At 62.6% G+C, this 26,348-nt stretch carries 23 protein-coding genes; 4 read left to right on the top strand and 19 right to left on the bottom strand.

From position 1 onward, the window contains the following. Positions 1 to 9 precede the first annotated feature (9 nt). Both O7A70_RS08370 and O7A70_RS08365 read left to right on the top strand, forming a co-directional pair. On the top strand, positions 10 to 1,095 hold the full coding sequence (locus O7A70_RS08370; protein ID WP_337139950.1) for a CaiB/BaiF CoA transferase family protein: 1,086 nt from the start codon (positions 10 to 12) through the stop codon (positions 1,093 to 1,095). A gap of 84 nt (positions 1,096 to 1,179) precedes the next feature. After that, a complete protein-coding gene (locus O7A70_RS08365; RefSeq protein ID WP_337139949.1) occupies positions 1,180 to 1,680 on the top strand; it encodes a peptide deformylase in 501 nt (166 codons plus the stop codon). A 66-nt stretch (positions 1,681 to 1,746) separates the two neighbouring features. Here O7A70_RS08365 and O7A70_RS08360 read toward each other — a convergent pair whose 3' ends face one another. Next, positions 1,747 to 2,025: a hypothetical protein gene (locus O7A70_RS08360; RefSeq protein ID WP_337139948.1), complete on the bottom strand. Its 279-nt coding sequence runs from the start codon at positions 2,023 to 2,025 to the stop codon at positions 1,747 to 1,749. Positions 2,026 to 2,159: 134 nt separating this feature from the next. Continuing rightward, a complete protein-coding gene (locus O7A70_RS08355; RefSeq protein WP_337139947.1) occupies positions 2,160 to 3,656 on the bottom strand; it encodes an aldehyde dehydrogenase family protein in 1,497 nt (498 codons plus the stop codon). Between the two features lie 372 nt (positions 3,657 to 4,028). On the opposite strand from O7A70_RS08355, the gene O7A70_RS08350 reads away from it, so the two are divergent. Both O7A70_RS08350 and galE read left to right on the top strand, forming a co-directional pair. Further along, the gene (locus O7A70_RS08350) at positions 4,029 to 5,003 is read left to right on the top strand and encodes a UDP-glucuronic acid decarboxylase family protein (RefSeq protein ID WP_337139946.1); all 975 of its coding nucleotides are present in this window, start codon (positions 4,029 to 4,031) and stop codon (positions 5,001 to 5,003) included. Further along, positions 5,000 to 5,971, top strand: coding sequence for a UDP-glucose 4-epimerase GalE (gene galE / locus O7A70_RS08345; protein WP_337139945.1), 972 nt, complete (start codon positions 5,000 to 5,002; stop codon positions 5,969 to 5,971). The genes O7A70_RS08350 and galE overlap by 4 nt, the downstream gene beginning before the upstream one ends. 62 nt (positions 5,972 to 6,033) lie before the next feature. On the opposite strand, the gene O7A70_RS08340 is transcribed toward galE, so the two are convergent. The 17 genes from O7A70_RS08340 to O7A70_RS08260 all read right to left on the bottom strand — a co-directional run bounded on the left by O7A70_RS08340 (position 6,034) and on the right by O7A70_RS08260 (position 26,184). After that, positions 6,034 to 7,743: an ABC transporter ATP-binding protein gene (locus tag O7A70_RS08340; protein ID WP_337139944.1), complete on the bottom strand. Its 1,710-nt coding sequence runs from the start codon at positions 7,741 to 7,743 to the stop codon at positions 6,034 to 6,036. Positions 7,744 to 7,844: 101 nt separating this feature from the next. Continuing rightward, the gene (locus tag O7A70_RS08335; protein WP_337139943.1) at positions 7,845 to 8,834 is read right to left on the bottom strand and encodes a glycosyltransferase family 2 protein; all 990 of its coding nucleotides are present in this window, start codon (positions 8,832 to 8,834) and stop codon (positions 7,845 to 7,847) included. After that, positions 8,831 to 11,848 carry a trifunctional glycosyltransferase/class I SAM-dependent methyltransferase/polysaccharide deacetylase gene (locus tag O7A70_RS08330; protein WP_337139942.1) on the bottom strand — a complete coding sequence of 1,006 codons (3,018 nt, stop codon included), beginning with the start codon at positions 11,846 to 11,848 and terminating at the stop codon, positions 8,831 to 8,833. The genes O7A70_RS08335 and O7A70_RS08330 overlap by 4 nt, the downstream gene beginning before the upstream one ends. 6 nt (positions 11,849 to 11,854) lie before the next feature. Then, positions 11,855 to 13,027, bottom strand: a complete 1,173-nt coding sequence (locus O7A70_RS08325) for a glycosyltransferase family 2 protein (protein ID WP_337139941.1) — start codon at positions 13,025 to 13,027, stop codon at positions 11,855 to 11,857. A gap of 2 nt (positions 13,028 to 13,029) precedes the next feature. Continuing rightward, positions 13,030 to 14,133 carry a glycosyltransferase family 2 protein gene (locus O7A70_RS08320; RefSeq protein ID WP_337139940.1) on the bottom strand — a complete coding sequence of 368 codons (1,104 nt, stop codon included), beginning with the start codon at positions 14,131 to 14,133 and terminating at the stop codon, positions 13,030 to 13,032. Between the two features lie 122 nt (positions 14,134 to 14,255). Next, positions 14,256 to 14,510 (bottom strand): cytochrome C oxidase subunit IV family protein, encoded by a 255-nt coding sequence (locus tag O7A70_RS08315; protein WP_051442783.1) that lies wholly within the window; start codon positions 14,508 to 14,510, stop codon positions 14,256 to 14,258. Further along, positions 14,507 to 15,145 (bottom strand): cytochrome c oxidase subunit 3, encoded by a 639-nt coding sequence (locus tag O7A70_RS08310; RefSeq protein ID WP_337139939.1) that lies wholly within the window; start codon positions 15,143 to 15,145, stop codon positions 14,507 to 14,509. Before O7A70_RS08310 ends, O7A70_RS08315 begins: the two co-directional genes overlap by 4 nt. Then, positions 15,145 to 16,785 (bottom strand): cytochrome c oxidase subunit I, encoded by a 1,641-nt coding sequence (gene ctaD, locus O7A70_RS08305; RefSeq protein WP_337139938.1) that lies wholly within the window; start codon positions 16,783 to 16,785, stop codon positions 15,145 to 15,147. Before ctaD ends, O7A70_RS08310 begins: the two co-directional genes overlap by 1 nt. Then, positions 16,782 to 17,741 (bottom strand): cytochrome c oxidase subunit II, encoded by a 960-nt coding sequence (gene coxB, locus O7A70_RS08300; protein ID WP_337139937.1) that lies wholly within the window; start codon positions 17,739 to 17,741, stop codon positions 16,782 to 16,784. The genes ctaD and coxB overlap by 4 nt, the downstream gene beginning before the upstream one ends. Beyond that, complete coding sequence (locus O7A70_RS08295; RefSeq protein WP_337139936.1) at positions 17,738 to 18,493, bottom strand: SCO family protein; 756 nt, start codon at positions 18,491 to 18,493, stop codon at positions 17,738 to 17,740. The genes coxB and O7A70_RS08295 overlap by 4 nt, the downstream gene beginning before the upstream one ends. Beyond that, entirely contained in the window at positions 18,490 to 18,987 is a 498-nt protein-coding gene (locus O7A70_RS08290; protein ID WP_337139935.1) for a hypothetical protein, read from the bottom strand. Before O7A70_RS08290 ends, O7A70_RS08295 begins: the two co-directional genes overlap by 4 nt. Further along, a complete protein-coding gene (locus O7A70_RS08285; RefSeq protein ID WP_337139934.1) occupies positions 18,980 to 20,119 on the bottom strand; it encodes a hypothetical protein in 1,140 nt (379 codons plus the stop codon). The genes O7A70_RS08290 and O7A70_RS08285 overlap by 8 nt, the downstream gene beginning before the upstream one ends. Further along, positions 20,116 to 20,655 (bottom strand): c-type cytochrome, encoded by a 540-nt coding sequence (locus O7A70_RS08280; RefSeq protein ID WP_337139933.1) that lies wholly within the window; start codon positions 20,653 to 20,655, stop codon positions 20,116 to 20,118. Before O7A70_RS08280 ends, O7A70_RS08285 begins: the two co-directional genes overlap by 4 nt. Further along, the gene (locus tag O7A70_RS08275) at positions 20,652 to 21,179 is read right to left on the bottom strand and encodes a DUF3341 domain-containing protein (protein ID WP_337139932.1); all 528 of its coding nucleotides are present in this window, start codon (positions 21,177 to 21,179) and stop codon (positions 20,652 to 20,654) included. The genes O7A70_RS08280 and O7A70_RS08275 overlap by 4 nt, the downstream gene beginning before the upstream one ends. After that, a complete protein-coding gene (gene nrfD / locus O7A70_RS08270) occupies positions 21,176 to 22,555 on the bottom strand; it encodes an NrfD/PsrC family molybdoenzyme membrane anchor subunit (RefSeq protein WP_337139931.1) in 1,380 nt (459 codons plus the stop codon). The genes O7A70_RS08275 and nrfD overlap by 4 nt, the downstream gene beginning before the upstream one ends. Next, positions 22,548 to 25,526 (bottom strand): TAT-variant-translocated molybdopterin oxidoreductase, encoded by a 2,979-nt coding sequence (locus O7A70_RS08265; RefSeq protein ID WP_337139930.1) that lies wholly within the window; start codon positions 25,524 to 25,526, stop codon positions 22,548 to 22,550. The genes nrfD and O7A70_RS08265 overlap by 8 nt, the downstream gene beginning before the upstream one ends. Next, positions 25,510 to 26,184, bottom strand: a complete 675-nt coding sequence (locus tag O7A70_RS08260; protein WP_337139929.1) for a cytochrome c3 family protein — start codon at positions 26,182 to 26,184, stop codon at positions 25,510 to 25,512. Before O7A70_RS08260 ends, O7A70_RS08265 begins: the two co-directional genes overlap by 17 nt. Positions 26,185 to 26,348 lie beyond the last annotated feature (164 nt).

The following is a 26,348-nucleotide window of genomic DNA, read 5'->3' as shown; positions in this document are numbered from 1 at the left end:
GAGGATGGGATGCTCAGGGGAATCCGCATCGTCGAGATCGAGGCGCTGGGGCCGGCGCCCTTCGCCGGCATGTTGCTCGCCGATCACGGTGCCGATGTCATCGTCGTCCACCGCAAGCACCCAGCTGTACCCGGTCAGCCTGAGTGCTCGCTGCTCGATCGCGGCAAGCGCTCCATCGCGCTCGACCTGAAGAATGATGGGGACGTGGCCGTGCTGATGCGTCTCATCGCCACCGCCGACGGGCTGATCGAGGGGTTCCGGCCCGGCGTGATGGAGCGTCTCGGGCTCGGCCCGGAGGTGTGCCTCGCCGTCAACCCGCGCCTGGTCTACGGCCGCATGACCGGCTGGGGCCAGGACGGACCGCTTGCAGCCACCGCCGGGCATGACATGAACTATATCGGCGTGTCGGGCGCGCTCTGGTACGCCTCCGTGCCGGGAGAACCGCCCATGGCACCGCCGACGCTGGTCGGCGACATAGGCGGCGGCGCGCTCTATCTGGTGATCGGCATGCTGGCCGGCATCATGAATGTCCGCGCCGGCGGCAAAGGCACCATCGTCGATGCCGCGATCGTCGACGGCTCGGCCCACATGATGAACCTGCTGATGTCGCTCGGCCAGTCCGGCGCGCTCGCAGCCGAGCGCGGTCAAAGCCTGCTCGACGGACCGCATTGGTGCCGCGTCTACCGGACATCGGATGGCGGCTTCATCAGCGTCCAGTGCATCGAGCCGAAATTCTACGCGCTCTTCCTCGACAGGCTTGGCCTCACCGCCGATCCGCAATTCGCCAACCAGTTCGATCGCGATCTGTGGCCGGCGCTCGGCGACCGGCTTGCAGCGATCTTTGCCACGAAACCCCGCGACGAATGGGTCAAACTGTTCGAAGGGTCCGACGCCTGCGTCGGACCGGTGCTTGGCCCCCATGAAGCCGCCCGGCATCCGCACATGGCCGCGCGTGGCACGTGGCAGACGGTGGACGGCGCGCTTCAGGCGGCTGCCGCGCCGCGCTTTTCCGGACGGGAACAAAAGACATCGGCCAAGAGCCCGGCGCGCGGCGAGCACGATGCTGAAATCCGTGCCGGCCTGGCGGAACCGTGATGGCGCCGTGCCAGGCTATGCCTGTGTTCGCCGGTCGCCTACGGTCTCACCGCGCGAAGATAAATGGCAGATAGGACGAGGTCCGTGGCGGTTCGACCGATCATAAAGTTCCCCAATCCCCTCCTCCGTGCCGTCGCGGAGCCTGTAGAGCTGTTCGACAGGGACCTGCACGGTTTGGCCGGCGACCTCATCGACACCATGCATGCGGCACCCGGGATCGGCATCACCGGCCCGCATATCGGCATCTTGAAACGCCTGGTCGTGATCCAGCTTCCTTCCGCCGCAGAGCCGGGAGTCTATGTAAATCCATCTGTCATCCAGGCCTCCACCGAGATGATCCGTCACGCGGAAGGCAGCGTTTCGATGCCCGGCGTCACCGAGGACATCGAGCGGCACGCCCGCATACGTGTCCGCTATCAGGATCTGGATGGCAATGAGCGGTTCGAGGATGCCGAGGGCCTGCTGGCGGTTTGCCACCAGCATGAGATCGATCAGCTCGACGGGCTCTTCTGGACGCACAGGCTGACGCGCCTCAAGCGCGACCGGCTGATCAAGCGCTACGGCAAGCTGATGCGAGCCGTGTAGACGCTGTACCCGCAGGAGAAGCGGCGCCGGCCTTCGCAACGTGCTGGCCTGATGGCCGGCAGGCGATTATTTCCCGCAGTGGTGATCGTTGATCTTGTTTATCGCAAACCCGTCCGGACCAGTCCGGTGGTAGGAGCAGGCCCCCGCAGCCGTCGTGAACAACTGCTGGTCATAATAGCGCGGGCCGCCGAACAGGAAATCGATGAGATCGTCGTTCGCGGGAACGTAGCGTTCCTGTTCGCCCTGTTGGTAGTGACGGTGCTTGGCCCCTGCGAATGCCGACGAGGACATGCCGAAGCCCATTGCGACGGCAAGAACGCAGATCGCTAACCGTTTGGTCGTCATCGCAATCACCCTTCTGCTTGAATTCCATCTTATATTCAAATCCTCAGATGACGAGAAGTTCCTGGACCAGGGCGTTGCCAGCCGATTTGCGGCCGGACGCAATGCGGCCCGGCCTCACCTGAATGTCGGGACACCTAGTCGGTCTGGATCCAGACCGATTTGGTCTCCAGATACTCGTGCAGGTGCTCGATGCCGCCTTCGCGGCCATGGCCGGACATCTTCATGCCACCGAACGGCACCGCCGGGTCGATGGCATGGTACATGTTGACCCAGACCGAGCCGGCCTTGATGCGGCGCGCCAGCTTGTGCGCGGTGCCGAGATGGCTGGTGAAGATGCCGGCGGCCAGACCGTAGGGCGTTGCGTTGGCGCGGGTGACGGCCTCGTCGAGCGTATCGAACGGCATCGCCGAAATGACCGGCCCAAAAATCTCTTCGCGCGCGATGGTCATGCTGTCCGACACCGCGCCGAACACGGTCGGCGCGATGAAGTTGCCGCCATCGTAGAGTTCGCCTGTCAGCCGCGCGCCGCCGGCGACCAGTTCGGCGCCTTCGTCGCTGCCGGCCTTGATGTAGCCTTCCACCTTGCCGGCTTGCCTCGCATTGATGAGAGGTCCGATTTCGGTTTCCGCCTCGATGCCGTGGCCGACGCGCAGCCTGCCGGCGAACTCGGCCAGCCGGCGCACGAATTCGTCATGGATTTCGCGCGCCACGAACAGGCGCGAGCCGGCAATGCAGATCTGGCCCGAATGCACGAATACCGCCATCGCCGCGATCGGAACCGCCTTGTCGATATCGGCGTCGCGGCAGACGATGATCGGTGACTTGCCGCCGAGCTCCAGCGAAACGCGCTTGAGATTGGTCACCCCCGCTCGTGCGATCGCTTGGCCAGTGATAGTCGAGCCGGTGAAGACGATCTTGTTGACGTCGGGGTGTTCGGCGAGCCGCGCACCCGCTTCGGCGCCGGTTCCGGTGACGATGTTGACGACGCCGTCGGGAACGCCGGCCTCCTGCATCAGCCGGGCGATCAGCAGCGGCGTCAGCGATGCATCCTCCGAAGGTTTCAGCACGACCGTGCAGCCTGTGGCGAGCGCCGGCGCGATCTTCCAGATCGAGGCGGCGGTCGGCGCATTCCAGGGAATGATCGCGCCGACGACGCCGACCGGTTCGCGCCTTGTGAAGGTGACGATCTCGCCGGGAATGGAATTGTCGATCGCCTCGCCATGCAGCGCGGTCGCCATGCCGCCATAGAAGCGCAGCATGCCGATGACGCGGCGCCGGTTGGCCAACGTGCGCGTGATCGGCAGCCCCATGTCGAGCGTGTCGGAGACGCTGAGCTCCTCCCAATGTATCTCGAACAGGTCGGCGATCCTGAGCAGCACGCATTGCCGCTCGTAGGGCGAGAACTTGGACCAGGGACCTTCGAACGCCGCGCGCGCCGCGCTCACCGCCGCGTCGATATCGACGGCCGAGCCACGCGGCACCGTCGCCAGCACTTCGCCGGTCGCCGGGTTCAGCGCCTGCATCTCCTCGCCGGACTGCGCCGCGACCCACTTGCCGCCGATGAACATCGGTCGGAATTCGCCGTGATAGAGCGTCGTGGCCTTCGCCCTCGGGTCGAAATTCAGCGTCATCTCTTCCTCCTCCCGAATTCCGTGGCGACTAATACTCCCGGCGCGGGCGACCTCAAACAAGGAAAGCTGAAAAGGCTTTTTTGGCGGCCACGACCGGGGGTACGCAGTGCATCCGCATCGGCCCGCGCGGGCGTCTTAAGTCAAGGCTGATAGTGGACCCGCAGGGCGGGAAGCCATTGGAAAATCAATTGGCTAGCAGGCGGCTGGCCAACCCATACGCTTCGTGTGATCCAAACAATGCCGAGACACCGCTGGGCGCGCACTTAGGCAACATGTCTTGTCGGTAATGTAAATTGAAAGCGGTAGGCTGGAAAGTCGCCCAACTGTCAGGCTAGTTCCTGAATTATCCTAAATCGGCCTGGAGATCCCAAAATGCAGGTGGCAAAACGAATCCTGGTCACTGGAGGCGCGGGTTTCCTGGGATCGTTCTTGTGCGAGCGACTGCTTGGCGAAGGTCACGAGGTTATATGTGTCGACAATTTCTTCACCGGAAGCCGAAGAAACGTCTCGCATTTGCTCGACAACAGGTCCTTCGAGATCATCCGCCACGATGTCACGTTTCCACTCTACGTAGAAGTTGATGAGATATACAATCTCGCCTGCCCTGCGAGCCCGGTTCACTACCAGTTCGATCCGGTCCAGACGACCAAGACCAGCGTCCACGGGGCAATCAACATGCTGGGCCTGGCCAAGCGCGTTCGCGCAAAAATTCTTCAGGCGTCCACGTCGGAAGTTTACGGCGACCCCGAAATTCACCCGCAGACCGAGGACTATTGGGGCCGGGTAAACCCGATAGGACCTCGTTCCTGTTACGACGAAGGCAAAAGATGTGCCGAAACTCTGTTTTTCGACTATTGGCGACAGCATAGGCTGCGGATCAAAGTCGCGCGCATCTTCAACACATACGGCCCGAGGATGCGTCCGGACGACGGCCGCGTCATTTCCAACTTCATCGTGCAAGCACTGCAGAACGAGCCGATAACAGTGTACGGCACGGGCCAGCAGACACGTTCATTTTGTTATGTCGACGATCTCATCGGAGGTCTGGTTCGCATGATGCAGACGGCTGACGATGTTACCGGTCCGATCAACCTTGGCAATCCGGTCGAATTTACGATGCTCGAACTCGCCAATCTTGTGATCGAGCTCACTGGAAGCCGGTCGACGATCGAATTCATGCCGCTGCCGATCGACGATCCAAAACAGCGACAACCCGATATCGGGACAGCCTTGCACGAGTTGAATTGGAGGCCGAAAACCGCATTGCGCGATGGTCTTGCCAAGACCATTGCCTATTTCGAAGGCTTGGCTTCGTCTGGGCATTTGCGGCCCGCGGCCGCCGAATGAAGACAGTCCTGGTCACCGGCGGGGCCGGCTATATCGGATCCCATTGTTGCAAGGCTTTCGCCGAAGCCGGTTGGTCCGTCATTGCATATGACAATCTCTCGCGCGGTTGGCGCGACGCGGTCAAATGGGGGCCGCTCGTCGAGGGCGATATTTGCGACGCCGCGGCCGTGTCGGCGGCGCTGCGGCAATACAAGCCCGATGTGGTGGCGCATTTCGCCGCCTACGCCTATGTGGGCGAGTCTGTCGAGCGCCCGGAACTCTATTACCGAAACAACAGTTTCGGCTCGCTGGTTTTATTGGAGGAAATGCTGAAGGCCGGCGCCGACAAGCTGATCTTTTCCAGCACCTGCGCGTCCTATGGCGTACCGGTTCGCTCGCCGATTGACGAACTGCATCCGCAGTCGCCCATCAATCCCTATGGATGGTCGAAATTCATCATAGAACGGATGGTGGACAGTCTGTCGTTCGCCCATGGTCTGAACGCGGTCGTGCTCCGGTATTTCAACGCGGCCGGATGCGATCCCGACGGCGAGATCGGTGAACGGCATGAACCGGAAACACACGTCATACCGCTCGCTATCGAGGCGGCGGTCAGGCCGGGCCGGATCTTTACCGTCAACGGCACCGACTTCGACACCCGCGATGGAACCGCGGTGCGGGACTATGTCCATGTCACCGATCTCGCGCGTGCCCACGTCCTGGCAGGGGAGAAGCTTCTCCGCGACAAGGGTGTCGACGTCTACAATCTCGGAACCGGAACCGGAACGACGGTGAAGGAATTGGTCGATGCGGTGAACCGGGCTTCGGGATCGCGCGTTCCGGTGGTCTACGGTCCGCGCAGGGCTGGTGACCCGCCAGCGCTCGTGGCCGCGGCCGGCAAGGCGCACCGGGAACTCGGCTGGGTGCCCGAGCAATCTGGAATCGACAGGATCGTCGAGACGGCATTGGCTTGGTATCGCAGCCGATAGCTACGCCAGACGGCCGGGTGGCCCTACACCACCATCCACAAAGCGGCGTCCTCGAGGAGGGATCACTTACCCTCGGCCTCGGAGGCACATACGATTTCGTGCTGGCGACGTTGATATTGAGGAACGACGAGAGAAGCGGGCCCTTGGCTGTTCACTCTGCCGTCCTCTATCCAAATGACGTTTGCGGCGTCACGCGCCGTTTCGATGCGGTGTGTGATCAGCAAAATGGTCCTGTTGCCAAGCTTTCTATCAATCGCACGCCGAACCTGGTCCTCGAGCGCGGTATCGAGTGCGTTCATAGCCTCGTCCAGGATCAGGAAGTCCGGATCGCGCAATACAGCTCTTGCGAGGCCGATGCGCTGTCGCTGGCCACCGGAAAATCGCAGTCCTTCCTGTCCGATCCAGGTGTCGTAACCGTCGGGAAGTTCCTCGACGAATGCCGCGACACCCGCACTGCGGGCGGCGGCAAGGATCTCTTCTTCGGTCGCATCGGCTTTGGCCATTCGGATGTTCTCCGTCACCGTGCCCTCGACCAGGTCGACGTCCTGCCCGGTCACCGCGATCTTGGAAAGCCAATCGTCCCGCCTGATATCCTGGAGCCGGGTACCGTCGATCTTGATCTCTCCGGAGGTCGGTTCGTACAGCCGCAGGAGGAGATTGACGATCGTGGTCTTGCCGGCGCCGCTTGCGCCGATCAGCGCCGTGGTTACTCCGGCTGGAATCTCGAGCGACAGGTCCGTGAGCACCGGCGCGTTTGGATCATATCCAAAGGTTACGCGCTCGAAGACGATACTCGCGTCCAAATTCCTGAGCGCGATTGTTCCCTGCGATGGATATTCCTTGTCTTCGGACTGGATCATCTCCAACACCGAGCGCAGTTGCGGCTGCATCTGCGCCAGAAACAGCAGGTTGCTTTCGAACTCCTGGGTATGCGGTTGCAATCGATACAGCAGCGCGACCGCGGCCAGCGTCACCTCGAAGCTGATGTGCCACCACCCTGAGACCAGGACGATTGAGCCCAACATTCCGAGGTAGCCGATCTCGGTCGTTGGCCCGATCCATGACGACAGGCGGATCATGGACAACGAAGCGTTGCGCGCGGCCGCCGACGATTGCACGAAGCGGCGCTGATGAAGCTCCTCCTGTCCGTAGGCGCGGATGGTGCGCAACGCCTGGAGCGTCATGAGCATGTGCTCGCCGAGCAATTGGTGGATCTTCTTCACCTGATGGCCCAGGTCACGCGCGGGCCGCGAAAAGATGCGCAGGATCGTGGAGATCGCGATTGAGCCGAGAGCTGCGATCAGCAGGATCTTCCAGGAGATCGTGAGCAGGAAGACAGCGAACACGACGATCGAGCAGCTATTTATGATGAGCCGGGTGACCGCGCCATAAGCCTGCGCGACCAACCACGATTCCGTCCCGAGCACCTCCATGAGTTGCGATTGCTCGTGCTGCTGGATGGTTCCGAAAGCGACCCTGAGATATTGCTGGTGGACGAGGTTTCGCGACCGTTCGCTGATCCGTTCGCCAATGCTGGAGCTGATCAACGAATATACCAGCGCCAGCGCCCCACGCGCGAGGATGAGCAGCAGGATCGCCAAGGCGAGCCGGGTAGGACTACCGAACCAGGCGACTGCCAGGCCCAGCGCTCGACCTTGAAGGCCACCTCCTGCCTCCGTGATCCGGTTGGACACCAGATAGAGGAACAGCAGGATCAGGGTGATGCCGAGCGTCTCGGCCAAGGACGACAGAAAACCAAGCGCCAGCAGCACGGGGGTCGCCCAGCGCGGCTTTCCAACGATGCGAAGCAGGTGTGAAAGATCGCGCAACGAAGCACGGACCGCACCGCGGCGTATGGCGTCCTTGGCGTCGCTCATTTCAGGTCCCCGATCGGGAAGCGCGTGGTCACCTGCGGGCGGATCGGCCCCCGACCGCGCGCCAGCCTCGTCGCGGCACGCTTGGCCAGATGCGTACCGATCCACGGCAAATCGAAGGCGATTATCCGCATGGCGATCACCGGATGGTGGCGCAGCAACAGTGACAGGATCGGGAGCACATAGCGCGGTTGCCTCTGGCGCAATGTTCGCTCCAGGAGCCAGGCCGAATAGAAATGCAGGCCCTCACGCAGCGTCGGTGCCGCATCCGGGTGGCGGCCGAGCATCTCGTCCACCACGAGCATCCAGGATCGCAGCATGCGGGTCATGTCGCTCGACATATTTCCCGGCAAATAGCGATACCCGACCAGCGGCTCTTCGACGACTTCGAAGTGATACCCTTCGGCGACGCGGCAGTAGAAAAGGATATCTTCACAACCCTGCGCACCGGCCTCGCGCAGCCCGCTCTCGAAACCGCCGGCATCTATCAGTGCCTGTCGGCGTACCAGGGCGGCGCTGCCGTTACCAACGAAATTGCCGTGGAAGAGGCGCTCAAGCACTTCGCCGCGCCAGTTTGGCCGATGCCGGTCATCGGTTACCGTACCCTGGGCATCGACCACCAGATACCAGCAGTAGACGAGCCCTACTTTCTCGTCCGTCCGATCGAACACAGCCATCTGCCGCTCGATCTTGGTCGGCGCCCAGAGATCGTCGGCATCGACAAATGCGATCAGATCAGATCGCGCCGCTTGCCATCCCCTGTTGCGGGCAGCGGCTACCCCGGCGTTTGCCTGCTCGATCAGCCGCACGCGCGGGTCGATCTCCATGTGACGCCGGGCGATGGCAACAGTCTGGTCGCGCGAGCCATCGTCGACGACAATGATCTCAAGCGCCTTGTAGGACTGCGAGCGAACGCTGCGGAGCGTCTCGTCGATCGTATCTTGCGCGTTGTACGCGGGGATGATGACGCTGACCGGTTCGCCGTTCATTCAAGGACGGCCTCTATAATGGCAACAAAGTCGTCGAGCGAACGATCGCCGCGAATCTCGATGCGGGGAAGGTCGATCGGATCGCAATCGAGGTCCGCCGGCCCATGTCGGCCGCCAAAGCCGATCCGATAGCCGCACTCCTTGGCCAGCCGGCCAAGCCGTCGGTCGGTGACCGAGAAAGGTGCCGCGAACGCCATCGTCGGCCGGCCGGTCCACCGTTCGATGAACATCCGTGAGCGTAACAGCTCACCGGCCAGGTCGGAGCTAGAAAGACCGTCGATGGCGCGATGCGTCGCCAGATGGCTTCCGAAGAATACACCCTCGGTGGCGAGGCGACGCACCGTCCCGGCGTCCATGAGCGGCGCCGGTGGACCAAAGTCGGCATCCCACTGCGCGCTTCCCCCCACCAGGTCCGTCACCAGGAACACCTCTGCGGTCAAGTCGTTCGCTCGCAAGATCGGCCAGGTTTGGTCGGCAAAATTCTGAAAACCATCATCGAAGGTGATAAGCACCGGGCGGCCAACGAAAGGATGGCGGTTGGCGACGAACCATTCCAGCTGATCGGAAATGATCGTGTGAAAGCCATTGGCGCGCAGCCATTCCATCTGTTCGGCAAACGCGGCGGGCGTCAACCGATAACGGGCGAGCGCGGGCGGACCGTCATCGCAGATGCTGTGATACATGAGAACGGGGATGCGTTGCCGCCGCTCGCTGCGCGCAACCTCGCGGCGCAGCGCCCGCGCCCCGCCCCAGACGATATTTCGCGCGACCTCCATTTCGATCGGCGCGCGGATTGGGACATGGTCGATCGTCGGTTCCGTTGCCGCATCTTCAGGTGACTCGCGGCGAAAGCGGTCGATGCGGTAGAGATCGGTCTGGATCGATCGCTCGAGGACGAGGCCTTCCGTCGCTGCCAACGTCTGCGAGATCACCTGTGCGCCGAATTTGTTATCCCAATCGAAGCCCGTCCGTTCCAGATTGTCCCGAAGCACGAATGCGTGTGCGCTGACAAGACTGCCGCCAGGCGCCAACGCCGCGACGAGTTTTGAGGCGAGTTGCCGCAATTCGGCGGGATCGTCCAGGAAATAAAGCACCTCCGAGCAAATGATCAGGTCCATTCCACCCGGCAGGATATCTGCGGCGAAATCCAGCACGGCGAACTCGACATTCAGTTGATCCGAGCAGCGCGCGCGCGCGCGTTCGACGGCTACGGCGGAAATATCGGTGGCGGTCAAATGGCCCACCAGCGGCGCCAGTTGTCGCGTGAAGTGGCCCTCCGCGCAGGCCAGCTCAAGCGCCCGTCCTATGGGACGGGCCGGCAGAATCTCGAGCTGCCGCTCGTATTTTTCCTGCTCATAGGCCGAACCGTAGTTCCAGGGATCCTCAGTCGCGAAATGGCGATCCCAGAACGACGCGCGATCATTGTCGCGCCCACCCTCGGCCTGGACACGGCGCGGCGGCGCAAGAGGTTCTATCGCCTCGGCACTCGAACGTACCAGCCCTTCGGCTTCCGCTGTCAACCGCGCCAGTCTGTCGTAGTGGCTGCCCGGATCAGACCGGCGTCCCGCCGCCGACAGCAATGCCTCTGCTGCAAACTTATCCTGCTTGTCGGCTACAGCGTTCTGTTGCAGATCCGGTGCAGGCGATCGGCCCGCCAGCCGCGCGGCGCCCTTCCGGAGGCGAAACGCGATGCGCTGGTAGCCCGACAGGCCGCGTATGACCTCCTGAGGAGTCACGAAATCCAGAATCAGTTCGATCCAATGACGCCTCGTCACTCTCCCGAGCGCACCGAACTGCACGACAGCTTCGATCTGGCCATCCATCATCAGGTAGGCATAGATTTGATCGATTCCTTCCGGAAGCTCGGTTGAGGTTGGATTTCGAGCGTCGACGCGAATGCCGAGCGTTAGCGCCAGCGGGCGCGGCGCGGCAAGATCGTCGAAGTCGAGAAGCATTTGCTCAAGATGATATTGTACGCGGCGACCCGCCACGGGATCGCCCCAGACTTGGCCGAGGTCGATGATCAGCCCGCTCAAGGGGCCGCCGAACCTGTCCCACCTGGAAGCCAATTGCTCCGGCACCGATAGGCTTCCCACCATCAGGCCGTCGAAAATCACCTTGGCGATCTCACGCGCCCATTCATATCTGGCCGGGAGCGCAAGCAGGATCTGCCGGTTGATCGAGCCACCGCCGCGGCCGCAATCAGCTGCCGCGATCCACAGCGCGAACCACGCCAGTGCTTGGGAAGCGGTGCGGCCGTCCGCCGAGATCGCCCCATTGGCATGCGCCGACGCTGGATGCTTGACCCTGGAGTCGGCGGAAAAGCCGCGGGCGATAACGATTTCCGCGTCTGCCAGCATCTGCCTCGAATTGCCGGTGAGCGAGTTGGGGCTTGCCCGATAAAAAGCGAGCGGCTCGTCGACCATCACCCAATTTTTGCCTTGACGTGCGACGCGCTGCCACAAATCCCAGTCTTCGCAGGTGTTAAGCGACACATCAAAGCCGCCCAACGCGACAATTGTCGCCCGATCGATCAGCAGCGCGTGCGTGCGGATGGCACATCGGCGCGCGAATGCCTCGAAGGGTTCAATCGCAACCTCGGTCGCGATGCTCGACGGGGTCAGTGCGCCATCGGGCATCACACGCCGGGAACCGCAATAGCAAGCCACGGCATCCGGCGCGGTCTCCAGTGCGGCCAGCATCTTTGCGAGGAAGCCGGCGTCCACCCAATCGTCCGCATCCAGGAACATCAGCCAGCGGCCACGCGCCATCGAAATCCCTTCATTGCGCGCGCCCGCGGCACTATTGGCGCGAGAGTTCGCTGTCCGAAACCGGGCATCGCGCTCAACATAACCGGCGATGATTTGCGCGGTATTATCCGTCGAGCCATCGTCGACGATGATCGCCTCCCAATCAGCGATGCCCTGAGCGAGGAGGCAATCGAGCGCTTGTGTGAGCGTGACCTCGGCGTTCCGCGCAGGCACCACGACTGAAACCAAGGGATTATGCGTCACGCCGTCTTACCCGCGCCTGGTTCGGAGGTAGAACAGGATTCCCGAAGCATAGCCGGCGATTTCCTGCCAAAGGAAATGGTCCTCAGGGACCCTGCGTCCAAGCAGCCTCCTGCGAACCCTGCCAAGGTACCAAAGTGGCTTCCATTTGAGAACCTGCGTCAAATTCGCCTTGACGCCGGTCCGTTCGTGCTGGACGAGCAACGCCGCTGAGTGACCGCGCATGTAGGAGTAGATTTGCTTGGCCAAGCCTTCCATCGTCCGCCTGTGGAAATGGAACGCGACGGAGGTGGGCTGGTAACGGCAGTCATATCCATTGGCGAGCAGCCGGTACCAATATTCGGAATCGCCCGAACATCCGGCCTGACCGACGTCGAGGCGCTCGTCGAACAACCCGGCGTGGTCGAACACGTCGCGGCGGAACGCCATGCTGGCGCCGGCCCCGATTTTCCAGGCTGGGAACACCTCGTGCCTGCTGGCGGCAAAATCGGCCGCGCGGAAAATTCGAGGTGTATAGCCCTGCCCGAAACTCCAGAATGTCTCGAAATAGCGCTGCGCTTCGGTGGCAAGCTCGGCGGGCAATACGAGACCCGTCACCGCGCCGATCGAGGGGCTGTCGAATGCCGTGACCAGCCGCTCAAGCCATTGCGGATGAAGCAGAACGTCATCATCAGTGTATGCGACGATCTGCGAGGTTGCACGCAAGGCTCCGCGATTGCGGGCTATATCCAGGCCAGGTCGGTCCTCGCGTACATAAATCGCGCCGGCAGCGAGCGCTACCTCGCGCGTTTCGCTGCCTCTCGATGCGTTGTCGACCACAATGATCTCTTCAGGCGGGAAGGTTTGCCGAGGAAGCGAGGCGAGGCAGCGCCGCAATTCGTTCGGCCTGTCGCGCGTGCAGATGACCACGCTGGCGCTCGGCAGGTCCAGAACCGGTGTAGTCACGCTTGAGTCTTGAGCGGTCGCCATTGGGGCAATGCGGCACTCCCCGTCGCTCGCCCTGAGCAAATGCCCGACCGGCAGTCCGCCGCGCCACAAGACGATCATGCCGGCATCGCAGCCTTCGGGAGCATCTTGGATGTCCAAATCCACATGGCGGACACCCGCGCAGCCGTCCACGCCAAACATCTCGCGCAGTTCCGCTTCCAGTGTATTCGCGTGCCCGCCTGGGATGGATGACATCTTCACCAGCTAATTTCGCCATAAACAGGCCGAAACTCGGCGTCTGTGCGTAGCATCCGTTTCATGCCAACCTTGATCCAGCGAGGAACCAGCCTGGCCCGGCAATATGCGTTTACCATGTCGGGCAAACACGAAATCGTCGTGCGCGGGTCCAGGGTGACTGACGTCTTCAACAGGCTGCCGGCCGCGCGAAACCGTCCCTCAATCAAAGCTCTTGTGGCAAGCCACTGGATCATGTCGACCAGATGGGCATCGAGATCGCTTTCGAATTGCGGATATTTTCGACGAAACTCGGCAAGGACAATTTCACAGGAACGAAGCATCTGCATGACATCGCTCGACATGTTGAAATTCGTCGTCCGGTAACCCACGAGGTACTGGGGCACGACGCGGAACTCGTAACTTTCCGCTATTCTCAGACACATCAGAAGGTCCTCGCAGCCCTGTGCGCTCCTGGCTCGCAGCGACGGATCGAATTGTCCGGCTCGCTCGAATGCGGAGCGGCGGACAAGCATCGAACTTCCGTTACCGACAAAATTTTGTCTGCACATGCGCTGGAGAACGTGACCTTGGGCATCGGGCTGATTGTGCAGCGAGAATACCCGATCGTCCTCGTCGATATGCGCAAACCAACAATAGGCCAGGCCTGCTGACGAGCCACCCTCCCTCAAGGCGCCCAACTGAAGTGCTATTTTGGATGGAGCCCAAAGATCATCCGCGTCGACAAACGCCAGAAACTCTGCGTCAGTAGAAGCGGCACCGCTGTTGCGAGCCTGCGCGACACCGCCATTTGACTGCCCTATGAGGCGTATGCGCCGATCCTTCTCGGCGCAGGAGGCCACGATCGATGCGGACCCGTCCGTCGATCCATCGTCGACCACGACGATGTCCAATGTCTGGTAGCTCTGCCGGCAGATGCTGGTCAAGGTAGAGCGAATGGTTCGCTCGGCATTGAACATCGGCACCACGACGCCAACTGTGGCTTTGTCCGAGATCATCGGGACTTCGTTTTCTCCGCAACGGTTGATAAAAATTATGCGGGCATGGTCGTCGGTACCGCTCTCGTCAAAGATCGGGGCGAATTCGCGGCGAAACCGCCAGTCCATTAGCTTTTCCTTAACAAGCCAGTCAACCGGAAGGCTCCGGTCGCCGAGTCCTGTCCGGTAGCGAATATCCTGGTCGCGCTGTGATTGCGGCGTCGCTGAATCCAAATCTGGCAGGCTCGGCCCTATTGTCCGATCAACGTCAGGCCAAACAGAACGGCTAGCCACAGGCCTGTCGCCGCCACCGCCAGCCGAGGCAAGATGCCCTCGCTGGTCAGGTGCATGAACAGAGTGGCGATGATCGCGGCCTTGGCCGCCGCGATCGCCAGGTTGAGCGCGGAGTTCAATCCGCCGAGGTCGAGGAACGACGAGCCCACCGTCAATGCCAGCAAGGCCAGCAACCCGAGATAAGCGACTATAAGTTTGCGGATGTGGCTCATCGGTTGATCAGGTAGAGAACGGGAAACAGGAAGACCCAGACGATATCGACGAAATGCCAGTAAAGCCCGATTGCCTGGACACGATGGATGCGGCTGGCCTCCGTGGTTCCTGGCCAAAGCAGCAGCATGCCGGCGATCACGGCGATGCCACATATCAGGTGCAGCGCATGCAGCGATGTCATGGCGAAATAAAGCGCGAAGAAGAACTCGGCGTGGGTCGGATCGGGGCCTGTGAAGCTGAACGGCGCACCAAGAACCGGCGCCAGGCCCTCCTTGAATTCCCTGCCGTACTCGACGGCCTTGACGAATAGAAAAACAATTCCAAGCAGGCTCGTGCAGATCAACGCCCAGACAGCCGGGCGCCAACGCCGCCTGGCCGTGAACGTGTGAGCAAGCACCATTGCAAAGCTGCTGGTCAAAAGAACGGCCGTGTTCAGCGTGCCGAGCGGCAGCGACAGGTGTTGTGAAGCAGCCGCAAAAGCCGTGCCGTAGCTGATCCTTGCGATCAGGAACACCAGCAGGATCGCGCCGAACAGCATCGCCTCGGACCCGATGAACACCCACATGCCGAACGTGTCGGCAGCCTTCTCGCGGGCCTTTGTATCGAAGGCGACACTTTCGGTGGATGAACGCATCAGGCTTCGTCCTTGTGCGGGCTGAACGTCTCGTGCTGCAACCCCTTCATCGCATAGTCATAAGCGGGCCGGCTGACGCTCGGCATGGTATCGAAATTATGCGGTGGCGGTGGTGAAGCCGTCTGCCATTCGAGCCCGGTCGCGCGCCACGGATTGGCGGGCGCTCGCGCACCTCGAAACATCGACCAGCCGAGATAGAACAACGGCATCAGGTAGCCAAACGCCAGCACCACCGCGCCAGCGGACGACAGGACATGCCAGAATTGAAATTCGGGCGGATAGGTATGATACCGCCGCGGCATGCCGATAAAACCGAGCACGAATTGCGGGAAGAAAGTCAGGTTGAAGCCGAGGAAGGTGACGGTCGCCGCGATCCGCCCCCACGTCTCGGAATACATGCGGCCGGTCAGTTTCGGCCACCAGAAATGCAGCCCCGCCATGTAGGCGGTCACCATGCCGCCAACCATGATGTAGTGGAAATGCGCCACGACGAAGTAGGTGTCGTGGACGTGGACATCGATGGCGAGGGCCGCCAGGAACAGACCAGCCAGCCCGCCGAAGGTGAACAGCGCCAGGAAGAACAGCGCGTAAAGCATCGGCGTCTCGAAGGTGATCTCGCCCTTGCGCAGCGTCAGGCTCCAGTTGAACACTTTTATGGCCGAGGGGATGGCGACACAGAACGACAGGAAAGAGAACAGCACCCCGGCATAGGCCGATTGGCCGGAGACGAACATGTGGTGGCCCCAGACGAGGAAGCCGAACACCGCGATTGCCATTGAGGACAGGGCAACGGCCTTGTAGCCGAACAGCGGCCGGCGGCTGAAGCAGGGCAGCACCTCCGAGACCACGCCCATGCCTGGCAAAATCATGATGTAGACGGCCGGGTGCGAATAGAACCAGAACAGATGCTGGAATAGCAACGGGTCGCCGCCGAGCGCCGGGTTGAAGATGCCGATGCCGAACACCCGCTCAAGCACGATCAGGATCAGCGAGGCCGCCAGCACCGGCGTTGCCAGCACCATCACCAGCGCGGTGGCGTACATCGTCCAGACGAAGATCGGCAGCCGGAACCAGGTCAGTCCCGGCGCGCGCAACGTGTGGATGGTGACGATGAAATTGATGCCGGTCATGATCGTCGAGAAACCGACGATAAAGACGCCAAGCGCCGCCATGGAGACGAAGCCGTTGGCGTAGAGCGTCGAGAGCGGCGTGTAGAACGTCCAGCCCGTGTCGACGCCGCCGGCGAGCACCGAGGCCAGGGCAAAGGCACTGCCGAGGATGAACACATACCAGCTGGCGAGGTTGAGGCGCGGGAAGGCGAGATCGCGCGCGCCGATCATCAGTGGCAAAAGGAAATTGCCTAATGTCGCCGGGATCGACGGCACCAGGAAAAACCACACCATGATGATGCCGTGCAGGGAGAACAATCGGTTGTAGGTATCGTCGGAGACGAGGTCGCCGGCAGGCGTGGCAAGTTCCACGCGCATCAGCACGGCAAAGGCGCCGCCGAGGAAGAAGAAAGCCGTAAGCGACATCAAATAGAGCCAGGCGACGCGCTTGTGGTCGGTGGTCAACAGCCATGCGGCGGGACCGGCGCCCTCGCCAAGATAGCTCGAAGGCCTCAGCGCTTCGGTGCTCATTGGGTCGCCTCGTTCCTGGTTGCCGCCCGCGGTGAAAGCGATTTGAGATAGGCGAGCAGCATCTGCATCTCGCCCTCGTCGACAATTCCATCGAAGCTCGGCATCACCGGATCGTAACCGGCGGCGATTTCCTTCTTCGGCTCGATGATGGAATTGCGCAGATAGCGTTCGTCGGCGACGACAGTCTGCTGGTTCTCCAACGCCACCGGCCGTCCGAAGATGCCGGCAAGATCCGGAGCCCTCACCTTGCTGGACTTTTCATGGCAGCCGGAACAGCCGAGCGCCCGAAACAGTTTTTCACCTTCGGCCGCGAGCGTGTCGCCCTTGCCCTGGTTTCCCAGCCACGCCGCATAATCTTCCGGCGGCATCGCCGTTACCCAGCCACCCATTTCCGAATGCTGCGTGCCGCAGTATTGCGCGCAGAACAGATGATAGCGTCCGGGCTCGTCGGCTATGAACCAGACATGGGTGGTGCGCCCCGGCACGGCGTCCTGCTTGACCCGGAAGGCCGGCACGAAGAACGAGTGGATGACATCCTGCGATGCCAGAGAGACGATCACCGTCTTTCCGACCGGCACATGCAGTTCGTTGATCTCGCGCTGGCCGCCGGGATGGCGGAACTCCCACATCCATTGCTTGCCGAGGCCGGCGATTTCGAGCGCGTCGAGCGGCGGATGTTCGCGGCGCAGGAACAGCACGGCGCCCCACCCGAAGATGACGAAAGCGATCAGCAGGCTCGCTACTGTCCAGGCCACTTCCAGGGGCAGGCTGCGCGCGCGCTCGCCGGTTCGTTCCGCCTTGGAGCCGGCGCGATACTTGATGGCATAGAAGATGACGAGGCTGGCCAGGAAGATCCCCAAGGCCGCGGTGAATGCCAGCAAGGTGTAAAACAACATGTCGACGCTGCCGGCGATCGACGAGGCCTCGGGTGGCGTGAAGGGGATGCCGAAGCTCAAACCCGCCTCCCCCGCGTCAGCATGAAAAGGCTCGCACAGAGCCCCAGCAGCGTTGCCAGCCCCGCTGTCTTCAGAACCGCCTGTATCGTCGAGGTGTACTGCCCTTTGGAGCTATCGAAGCCGGCGCAGAGCAAGAAGACATGGTCGGCGATCGATCCCAGCCGCCCCGCCGACGCCTCGACCAGAGCAAGCCTCAAATCGCGCGGCTCGAAAGTCAGCGCCGGCAGCACCTGTGCGATCCGCCCTTGCGGCGTCAGCGCGATGACGGCGATCGGATGGACGTATTGGGCGATGCGGTCACGCCGGTCGAAGGTGATGCCGGCCTCCGATGCAAGGTCGGCACCCCCGCCATCGGCACTGGTCAGAAAACGCCAGGCCGACAAGCCGGCCTCACCGGCGGACTGCGCGACCTCGCTCCGGACGGAGGCCGCGTCTGCAACCGCCTCGGAAGGATCTATCGAGACGAAAAGCGCGTGATAGGTCGAAGGATCCAGCCCGGTTTTGTTCAGATCCGAGGCCACCGCCTGCTGTGTGACACCGCACAAATTGGGACACTTGTCATAGCCGAAGATGACGAGCGCCGGCCGACCGTCGAGGATGGCAGACAATGGCGCCAGCTTTCCGGAGCTATCTCTGAAAACCCGGTCGAGATCGAGCTGGGCGCCGATTTGCGGATCGAAAGACGGCCGCGCCGAAGCGCTGGCGGCAGCTGGAAGAAGCAACAAGAATACCAGCAGCCCCAAACGCGTCATGGGCTCGCCCCCGGAGCCGGTGCGGCTTGGCTCGGCTGGGGCGCCTTGTCGTTTGGCTGCGCGGTGAATGATCCGGCGTGGCAATCGCTGGCCTGTGGCGCGCGTGGGACCTGGTCTTCGAGCAAGCCGCAATCCTGACCTGGCGAAGCGGCCGCGCCCGCCCAGTCCGGCAGACCTTGCGCTGCAACCAGCTTCATCGCGTCTTGGATTGGAATGCGCGCTATGCCGGCACCGCGATCAACCCAGGCAAGCCTGCCGAGTTCCTCATCTTCCCGCTTGCGGAACGCCGCGAGATCGGCTCCCGGCAAGCGCTGTAATGCGGGACCTGCTTCGCTGGTCTTCCCGGCATTCACCAAGGGCCAGTATGGCGCCGTGTCGAAAATCAGCTTCAGCGCCAGCGCCGCAAGCGCCAGGAAGACCAGCAGGGCGACCCCGAAGAGCAGCAGGGCGCGTGGCCAGACATCACGCGTTTCAGGATGCGAGGCCTTAGCCACGGACCAGCCTCCTGCGCCACACAGCAATGCGATCCGGCCTCGCCCAGAGATAGAGGAAACACGCACACCACGCGCCACCCGCCCCTGCAAACGCCGCCAGGTCCGGCCACGACACCTGCGCGCCTGCTGCCGACAGCGACGGGCGAACGCGCCAGACGACGTCAAGGAAATGCCCGGCAAGAACGACCGCGCCAAGCCCCAGCAGGCCACGATGGCTGCGTTTGACCGAACGTATGAGGAAGGCGAAGAACGGCACCACGAACTGCAGCGCGATCAGCAGCCAGAGCAGATATTGCCAGCCGTTCCGGCCACGAAGGACGTACCAGTGGATTTCTTCCGGCAGGTCGCCGGCCCAGACGATCAGCCACTGCATGAAGGACAGGTACGTCCACATCAGCATGAAGCCGAACAGCATGTTGGCGACGTCTTCGCCAAGCGCCACGTCCTCCTCGCCACCGGGCATCGTCTCGATCGCGCGGCTGGCTGCCAACACCACCAGAGCCAATGCACACGCGCCGACGACTTCGGCAGCGGCTTCGAGCAGCGCGTAGATGGTCGACGTGAACTCCGGCTCTATCGACAGCATCCAGTCGATGGCAAGCACTGTTGCTGCCAGGCCGTGGACGATGAGTCCGATCGCATAGCCGGTAGCGGTCCCGCGGCTGGATCTGTCGCCCTCAGGCGCTGTCCAGCCGACGACGAGCCAAGCGAGCACCAGCCACGCCAGTGCACACATCAGGAAGCGACCGATGAAGAATGGCACGTTGAGATAGGCAAGTTTTTGCCGCACTGCTTCCGGCAGCATCGCAGGGTCCGCTCCCACCCAGGGAAAGACCAGATCGAGCCGGGCGAGGACAGGTAGAAACAACAACAGCCCCACAGGCAGTGTCGCGACGATGGCGCGCAGGGGCGGACGCAGCGCGTCGCCCCAGCGGCCGCCGGTCAGGCCATGGACCATCAGGACAGTCATCGCGCCAAGCGGCAGTCCGAGCAGGAACAGCGCTGTCGTCAGCCAACCGGCAAGCGTTGCCTGCGGATTGAGAAAAAGTCCGATGCCGCAAAGCAGAAGTCCCGCGGCGGCCGCAACAACCATCGGAGCAAAAACACCATCGGGCCATGCGAAATGCCTCATCGCGCGGCCTCCGCATCTAGTTTCGCGCGAAGGGTATCCGGCAGCGCCTTGCCAGGTGCGTAGCGTGAATATTGCAAGGCCCTGATATAGGCGACGATCGCCCATCGATCGGTCGATGGCACCCTCGCGGCGTAGGAATACATCGCGCCATAGCCGTTGGTGATCACGTCGTAGAAATGGCGATCAGGTGCCTTGCGCAGCGCGTCCTGATGATAGCTCGGCGGCGCCGGGAAACCGCGCTGGACCACCATGCCGTGACCGTCGCCGGTGCGGCCATGGCAGGGCGAGCAGAAGATGTCGAAGCGTTGCTGCCCGCGCTGGAGAAGCGCTGGGGTGACCGGGTACGGAAATCTGTCGGGCGTTGCCGCTAGGTCGGCGTCGCGCGCCACGCTGCCATCGACCGGCGTCCGGGCCGACATGCCGTCGGCGAATTGCTTGCTGGCCTCGAGCGGATTGTAGCGTGGCTGGTCGGCCATGTCCTGTTTGCAGCCGGCGAGCAGCAGGATGAATGGCAAGAGCGGCGTCCGCCATCTCATGCCTCCACATCCTCGACTGTCTGCGCGCCAAGCCGGGTCAGCTGCCGCCTGGTGATGCCCTTGCGGTATTTCGGATCGGTGGCTTCGACGAGAAGGTAGAACTTGCCGCCCTGCGCGTAGGTGAAAGTTTTGGCGTTGAACACCGGATGGTAATATTGCGGCAAACCATTCGCGCGGAGCATGCCGACGAAGCCGGCCAGGGCCGCGCCCAGTATGGCTGCCTCGAAGGCGATCACCATGAAAGGCGGCCAGGAATGCAGTGGCCTGCCGCCGACATTGACGGGATAGTCGATCTCGACCGAATAGAGGATCAGCGCATAAACCAGCAGCCCGCCGGCAATGCCGCCCGCCAGCACCGCCCATGGCAGCCGTGTCCTTGGCATGCCCAGAATTTCGGCAAGGCCGCGCACCTCGAAGGGCGAGAACGCATCCATGTGCCGGTAACCCTTGTCGCGCATCGTCCGCGCCGCCTGCGTCAGCGCATCGGGATCGGCGAATGCCGCGATGACGCCATGGAGGCTCATGCGGCCCCGCCTTTCTCTTCGACCAATTCCTCGACCTCGAAGATGGTGATCGCCGGCAGGATGCGGATGAACAGGAAGACCAGCGCGAAGAAGGTGCCGATCGAACCGAACAGGATGCCGAAATCGAGCCAGGTCAGCGACTGCTCGCCCCAGGACGACGGCAGGTAGTCACGGCTCGGACCGGTCACCACGATGACGTAGCGCTCCAGCCACATGCCGATGTTGATGACCAATGCGATCGAAAACAAAACCGGCATGTTGAGCCGCACGCGGCGCAGCCAGAGCAGCTGCAGCACGATGCAATTGCAAAACAGCATGATCCAGAACAATGGCGCGTAAGGACCGACTGCGCGCTGGGCCATCATCGCGCGCTCATAGGGCTGCCCGGAATACCAGGCGAAGAATGCTTCCGACGCATAGCCGTAGATGACGATCATGCCGGCCGCGATCATCAGCTTGGCGGCGTTCTCCATGTGGCGCAACGTGATCAGGTCTTCGACCGCGAACGCCCAGCGCAAGGGAATGGCGATGGTCAGCACCATGGCAAAGCCGGAGAGCAGCGCGCCGGCAACGAAGTAAGGCGGGAAGATCGTCGAGTGATAGCCAGGCGTGATGGCATAGGTGAAATCGAGCGCGACGATCGAATGCACCGACACGACGAGCGGTGTGGCAAGGGCCGCCATCAGGAAATAGACGGTCCGATAGCGCGCCCAATGGTAGGCCGAGCCGCGCCAGCCAAGCGCCAGGATGCCGTAGAAGAGTTGGCCGGCGCGCGATCTGGCGCGGTCGCGCAGCACGCCGAGATCCGGCAGCAGTCCCATGTACCAGAACAGCAGCGACACGCTGGCGTAGGTGGAAATCGCGGCAAAATCCCAGACCAGCGGGCTGCGCCATTGTGGCCAATGCATATGGGTGTTGGGCAGGGGCAGCAGCCAGTAGAAGAACCATGGCCGGCCGAGATGCAGGATCGGGTAGAGCCCGGCCATTGCCACGGCAAACAGCGTCATCGCCTCGGCGAAGCGGTTGATCGAGGCACGCCAGGGCTGGCGCAGCAAAAGCAGCACCGCCGAGATCAGCGTGCCGGCATGGCCGATGCCGATCCACCAGACGAAGCTGGAAATCATCGTGCCCCAGACCACAGGAATGTTGACGCCGTAAGCGCCCACGCCGACCGAGATCAGGTAGGTGATGGAATAGAGGAACAGCAGCACGAAGGCGAAGCAGACGAAGAACGCCGCCCAGAAGAAGCGCGGCAGCTTGCCTTGCAGGACAATCGCGCTGATACGGCCGCTGATCTCGGGAAAATCATGGCGCCCCCGCAGCACCGGCGCTTGCGGCTGGGCTTTTCCGGCTCTGACGGCGACCGCTTCAGCCATCGCCGGTCTCTGTGCCTGGCTTGCCGCCGATCCCGGCGTTCGGATTGGTGATCTTGCCGAGATAGGTGGTGCGCGGCCGCGTGTTCAGCTCTTCGAGCAGGGCATAGTTATGCGGCGCGGCTTTCTCGCGCGATACCTGAGAACCCTTCCTGTTGAGGTCCCCAAAGATGATGGCCTGTGTCGGGCATGCCTGCTGGCAAGCGGTGACGACTTCGCCATCGGCGATTTCGCGGTTCTCGATCTGCGCGCGGATGCGCTTTTCGGCAACGCGCTGGACGCAATAAGTGCATTTTTCCATGACGCCGCGCGAGCGCACGGTGACGTCAGGATTATGCACGGCCTGCTGTGGCCCGGCGCTGTCCTTGTCGAACTCCTGGTACTTGAGGAAATTGAAGCGGCGCACCTTGTAAGGGCAGTTCTGCGAACAATAGCGTGTGCCGATGCAGCGGTTGTAGACCTGCGCGTTCAGGCCGTCATGGGTGTGGATCGTCGCGTTGACCGGACAGACCGCCTCGCAGGGCGCCTTCTCGCAATGCATGCAAGGCACGGGTTGGAAGAAGGTGTCGGGGTCGTCGACCGCGCCTGCGTAGTAACGGTCGATGCGCAGCCAATGCATTTCGTGACCGCGGGCGGCTTCATCCGGTCCGACGCTCGCGATGTTGTTCTCGGCCTGGCAGGCCGATACGCAAGCCATGCAGCCGATGCAGGCCGAGAGGTCGATCGACATGCCCCAGGCTTCCTGGTCGTAGGTCCAGTCGGGGTACAGCGATTCCGTCGGCGCCGGCGGCACACCGTCACGAACGAAATGCGGATCTTGCCTGAAGGCGTCGAGCGTAGCGTGCCGCACGATCGCCCTGCCCTCCATCGCCTGGTGGTGCTGGGTCGTCACCACCCGCGCCGACCCGTCGCGCGCGGTCAACACGAGGCCATCGGCAAACCACGGAGCCTCCGTGGTACGCAGGATGAAGGCATCGTAGCCACCGGACAACGCGGCGACCGAACCGATCTTGCGGCTGAACCCGAGCGACAGCGTCACCGTGTCGTCAGGCTGTCCGGGCATGATCCAGGCCGGCGCGTCGAGATCCTTGCCGCCTCGCGCCAGATTGACCACTTGCCCGTTTTCGAGCCCCAGGCGCTGTGCGGTCGCCGGCGAGATCAGGGCCGCATTGCCCCAGACGAGCTTGCTCAGCGGGCGGGGCAACTCTTGCAGCCACGGCGAATTGGCGTTGCGGCCGTCGCGAAGCCAGGGATCGGCCTCGAAGCGAACCTCCAGCCGATTGGCAACAGGAGCATGCGGCGCGGGATCGCCGATATCCGCCGGCATCGAGACGACGACGGGAGCAACGGCGCTGTTCGGCACGACGCCATCGCGCAATGCCTTTCGCCAGCCTGCCTCGTCCATGTCAGCCCATGTCGGGCGCACCAGGGCTTGCATATCGGCATCGAACTCACCGCCGAGCTCCGCCAGCAGCTGATGCAGGCTCCTGCCTCCGAACAGAGGCTGGATCAGCGGCTGCACGATCGAGGCCGTGCCGTCATAGGCACGGATGTCGCTCCAGCTCTCCAACTCGTGCGCGGCGGGAATGTGCCAGCCGGCTATGAATGCTGTCTCGTCGCGATAGAGTCCCCAGTGGACGAGAAGCTTCAGCTTCGAAAAGGCCTTGCGCACATCGACGTCCGACGGCGCCGTGTGCAAGGGATTGGAGCCGAGCACGATGGCGCTGTCGACCGATCCGCTCGTGATGGCCTGGCAAAGCGCGGCAAGATCGCCGTCGATCGGCATGGCGTGCGGCGGCTCGATGAAATCCAGCGTGTTGCCGACGGCTCCAAGCTTGGCATTCATGGCAAAGGCCACGGCATGCACGAACGGTGTCTGGTGCGCGCCAGGCACCACCAGGGCATTGCGGCCGGCATCGCGGAGATTGTCGACAAGCGCGTATTCCATGCCGAGCGCCGGCAAACTCGCCGCGTCGTGCTCGCCTTCGAGAGCTGCCTTTATCGCCGCCGCAATGCCTTCCACCAGACTCGGTCTGACGGCACGGCGATGATCCGCCGCCGCACCCGTGATTGTGGGCGTCGTTTCGACGACGTAGAGACGGTTCATCGTGTCCGCCGGCTTGCGCACGCGCCGCCGCTGCGCGAAATCGCGGGCATAGGCCAGACGTCCCGGCCCTTCGCCGAGGAAATCGGCATCAAGGCTGACGATCACATCGGCGCGGTCGAAATGGTAGATCGGTGTCAGCGGCCTGCCGAACAGTTTGGCCGTTGCCTGCTCGTTCGCGCTGGCCGCAAGCGGATCGTGCTTGAAGACGCGAAGTTTGGGGTAGCGCTGCTTGAGCGATCCGATCTGCGCCTTGGTCGTCGGCGATGTTGTCACCTCGATCAGCAGTGCCAAACCTTGCCCGCCCGAAGCGGCCAATCCGCCCGCAAGCTTCGCCATGTCTTTGAGAAAGTCGCCGTAACTCGCAGGTTCGCCTTGCCTGAGCGGGGTGCGAGACCGTTCGGGATCGAACAGCGACAGCACCGCCGCCTGCATGATGGCATCGGTAGCGCCGCGCGAGGCCGGATGATCCGGATTGCCCTCGACCTTGGTCGGCCGCCCTTCATGGCTCTCGACGACCGCGCCGATGCCGTAGCCATCGCTGGAAAGGGCCGTCGCATAATAGAGCGGCTTGCCGGGAACGATGTTTTCCGGCTGGCGCACGTAAGGCACGATGCGTTCGGCCTCGCTGCAGGCGGTCAGACCGGCCAGCGAGAGTGACGCGCCCATCAGCTTCAACAAGGTGCGTCGGTCGAGGCTGAACGGCAGGCGTTCGGCGATGGCCGGAAATTCCGCCTCGACGAAGCGCCGGAACTCGGCCGTATCGGCCAGTTCATCCAGGCTCCGCCACGGCTCGCGTCCCGTCGCTGCCCGCCGCAATGCCGCTAGATCGGAAGCCGAGACTGGCTTGATGTCAGCGATGGCAGACATAGCAATCCGTCATCGTCTCGGGGTGGATATCAAGGATGCTGATCAGGGAACGCCTGACCTGTTCGATGTCCCGCGGCGGATTCCAGTGCAGCAGGAAAACGTCCTGCGGCGGACGGAGATTGGGGCCGGGATCGCGATGGCAGCCCAGGCACCATTCCATCGACAATGAATGCGCGCGCTGCATCAGCGGCATGTCGTCGACATCGCCGTGGCAGGTCTCGCAGGCGACGCCCTTGGCGATGTGGATGGAGTGGTTGAAGTAGACGAAGTCCGGCACCGAATTGACGCGCTGCCATTGCAGCGGCTGTCCTGAGGCAAGGCTTGCGCGCACCGGCGCCAGCATGTCGGCATTGGTGAATATCTGCGAGTGGCAGGTCATGCACACCTCGGTCGCGGGCAATCCCGCGGACGCCGATGTCTCGACGCCATTGTGGCAATAGCGGCAGTCCAGCCCGATATCGCCGACATGATGCTTGTGACTGAACGGGACTGCCTGTGCCACGGGACGGCCAACACCGGTGATGAACCCCGAACGCAAAAGTGCCGTGCCGCCGATGGCCGCGAAAATCGCGAAGAAACAAAGTCCCCACAGTATGAAGCGGGCAATCCCGTTGGCATTGCTGGAAAAGACCTGCGGCATCCCCTCGCCGATTTGCATGGCTTTGGATCGAGCGCCTAACGGCGGCGGTACGACAAAGGTTCCGTCGGCGGGGAATACTCACAAAATGGTGACTCTCGAGCGCAGCCGAAAACCGCCGGGAATCGCAACCCTGCGCAATCCCCCGGCGTTCGAAATCATCACGATCGATGCCACGCGGGAAT

The sequence above is a fragment of the Mesorhizobium sp. Cs1299R1N1 genome (genome assembly GCF_037179655.1).
GTDB lineage: Bacteria > Pseudomonadota > Alphaproteobacteria > Rhizobiales > Rhizobiaceae > Mesorhizobium > Mesorhizobium salmacidum.
Note: the sequence above shows the minus strand (reverse complement) of the source record. Positions and strands in the feature narration are given on the sequence as shown.

Coding starts and splice junctions, on each gene's coding strand:
- O7A70_RS08370 (WP_337139950.1), top strand. CDS start 10: ATGCTCAGGGGAATCCGCATCGTCGAGATCGAGGCGCTGGGGCCGGCG.
- O7A70_RS08360 (WP_337139948.1), bottom strand. CDS start 2,025: ATGACGACCAAACGGTTAGCGATCTGCGTTCTTGCCGTCGCAATGGGC.
- O7A70_RS08355 (WP_337139947.1), bottom strand. CDS start 3,656: ATGACGCTGAATTTCGACCCGAGGGCGAAGGCCACGACGCTCTATCAC.
- O7A70_RS08350 (WP_337139946.1), top strand. CDS start 4,029: ATGCAGGTGGCAAAACGAATCCTGGTCACTGGAGGCGCGGGTTTCCTG.
- galE (WP_337139945.1), top strand. CDS start 5,000: ATGAAGACAGTCCTGGTCACCGGCGGGGCCGGCTATATCGGATCCCAT.
- O7A70_RS08335 (WP_337139943.1), bottom strand. CDS start 8,834: ATGAACGGCGAACCGGTCAGCGTCATCATCCCCGCGTACAACGCGCAA.
- O7A70_RS08325 (WP_337139941.1), bottom strand. CDS start 13,027: ATGTCATCCATCCCAGGCGGGCACGCGAATACACTGGAAGCGGAACTG.
- O7A70_RS08320 (WP_337139940.1), bottom strand. CDS start 14,133: ATGGACTGGCGGTTTCGCCGCGAATTCGCCCCGATCTTTGACGAGAGC.
- O7A70_RS08315 (WP_051442783.1), bottom strand. CDS start 14,510: ATGAGCCACATCCGCAAACTTATAGTCGCTTATCTCGGGTTGCTGGCC.
- O7A70_RS08310 (WP_337139939.1), bottom strand. CDS start 15,145: ATGCGTTCATCCACCGAAAGTGTCGCCTTCGATACAAAGGCCCGCGAG.
- ctaD (WP_337139938.1), bottom strand. CDS start 16,785: ATGAGCACCGAAGCGCTGAGGCCTTCGAGCTATCTTGGCGAGGGCGCC.
- O7A70_RS08295 (WP_337139936.1), bottom strand. CDS start 18,493: ATGACGCGTTTGGGGCTGCTGGTATTCTTGTTGCTTCTTCCAGCTGCC.
- O7A70_RS08285 (WP_337139934.1), bottom strand. CDS start 20,119: ATGAGGCATTTCGCATGGCCCGATGGTGTTTTTGCTCCGATGGTTGTT.
- O7A70_RS08280 (WP_337139933.1), bottom strand. CDS start 20,655: ATGAGATGGCGGACGCCGCTCTTGCCATTCATCCTGCTGCTCGCCGGC.
- O7A70_RS08275 (WP_337139932.1), bottom strand. CDS start 21,179: ATGAGCCTCCATGGCGTCATCGCGGCATTCGCCGATCCCGATGCGCTG.
- nrfD (WP_337139931.1), bottom strand. CDS start 22,555: ATGGCTGAAGCGGTCGCCGTCAGAGCCGGAAAAGCCCAGCCGCAAGCG.
- O7A70_RS08265 (WP_337139930.1), bottom strand. CDS start 25,526: ATGTCTGCCATCGCTGACATCAAGCCAGTCTCGGCTTCCGATCTAGCG.
- O7A70_RS08260 (WP_337139929.1), bottom strand. CDS start 26,184: ATGCAAATCGGCGAGGGGATGCCGCAGGTCTTTTCCAGCAATGCCAAC.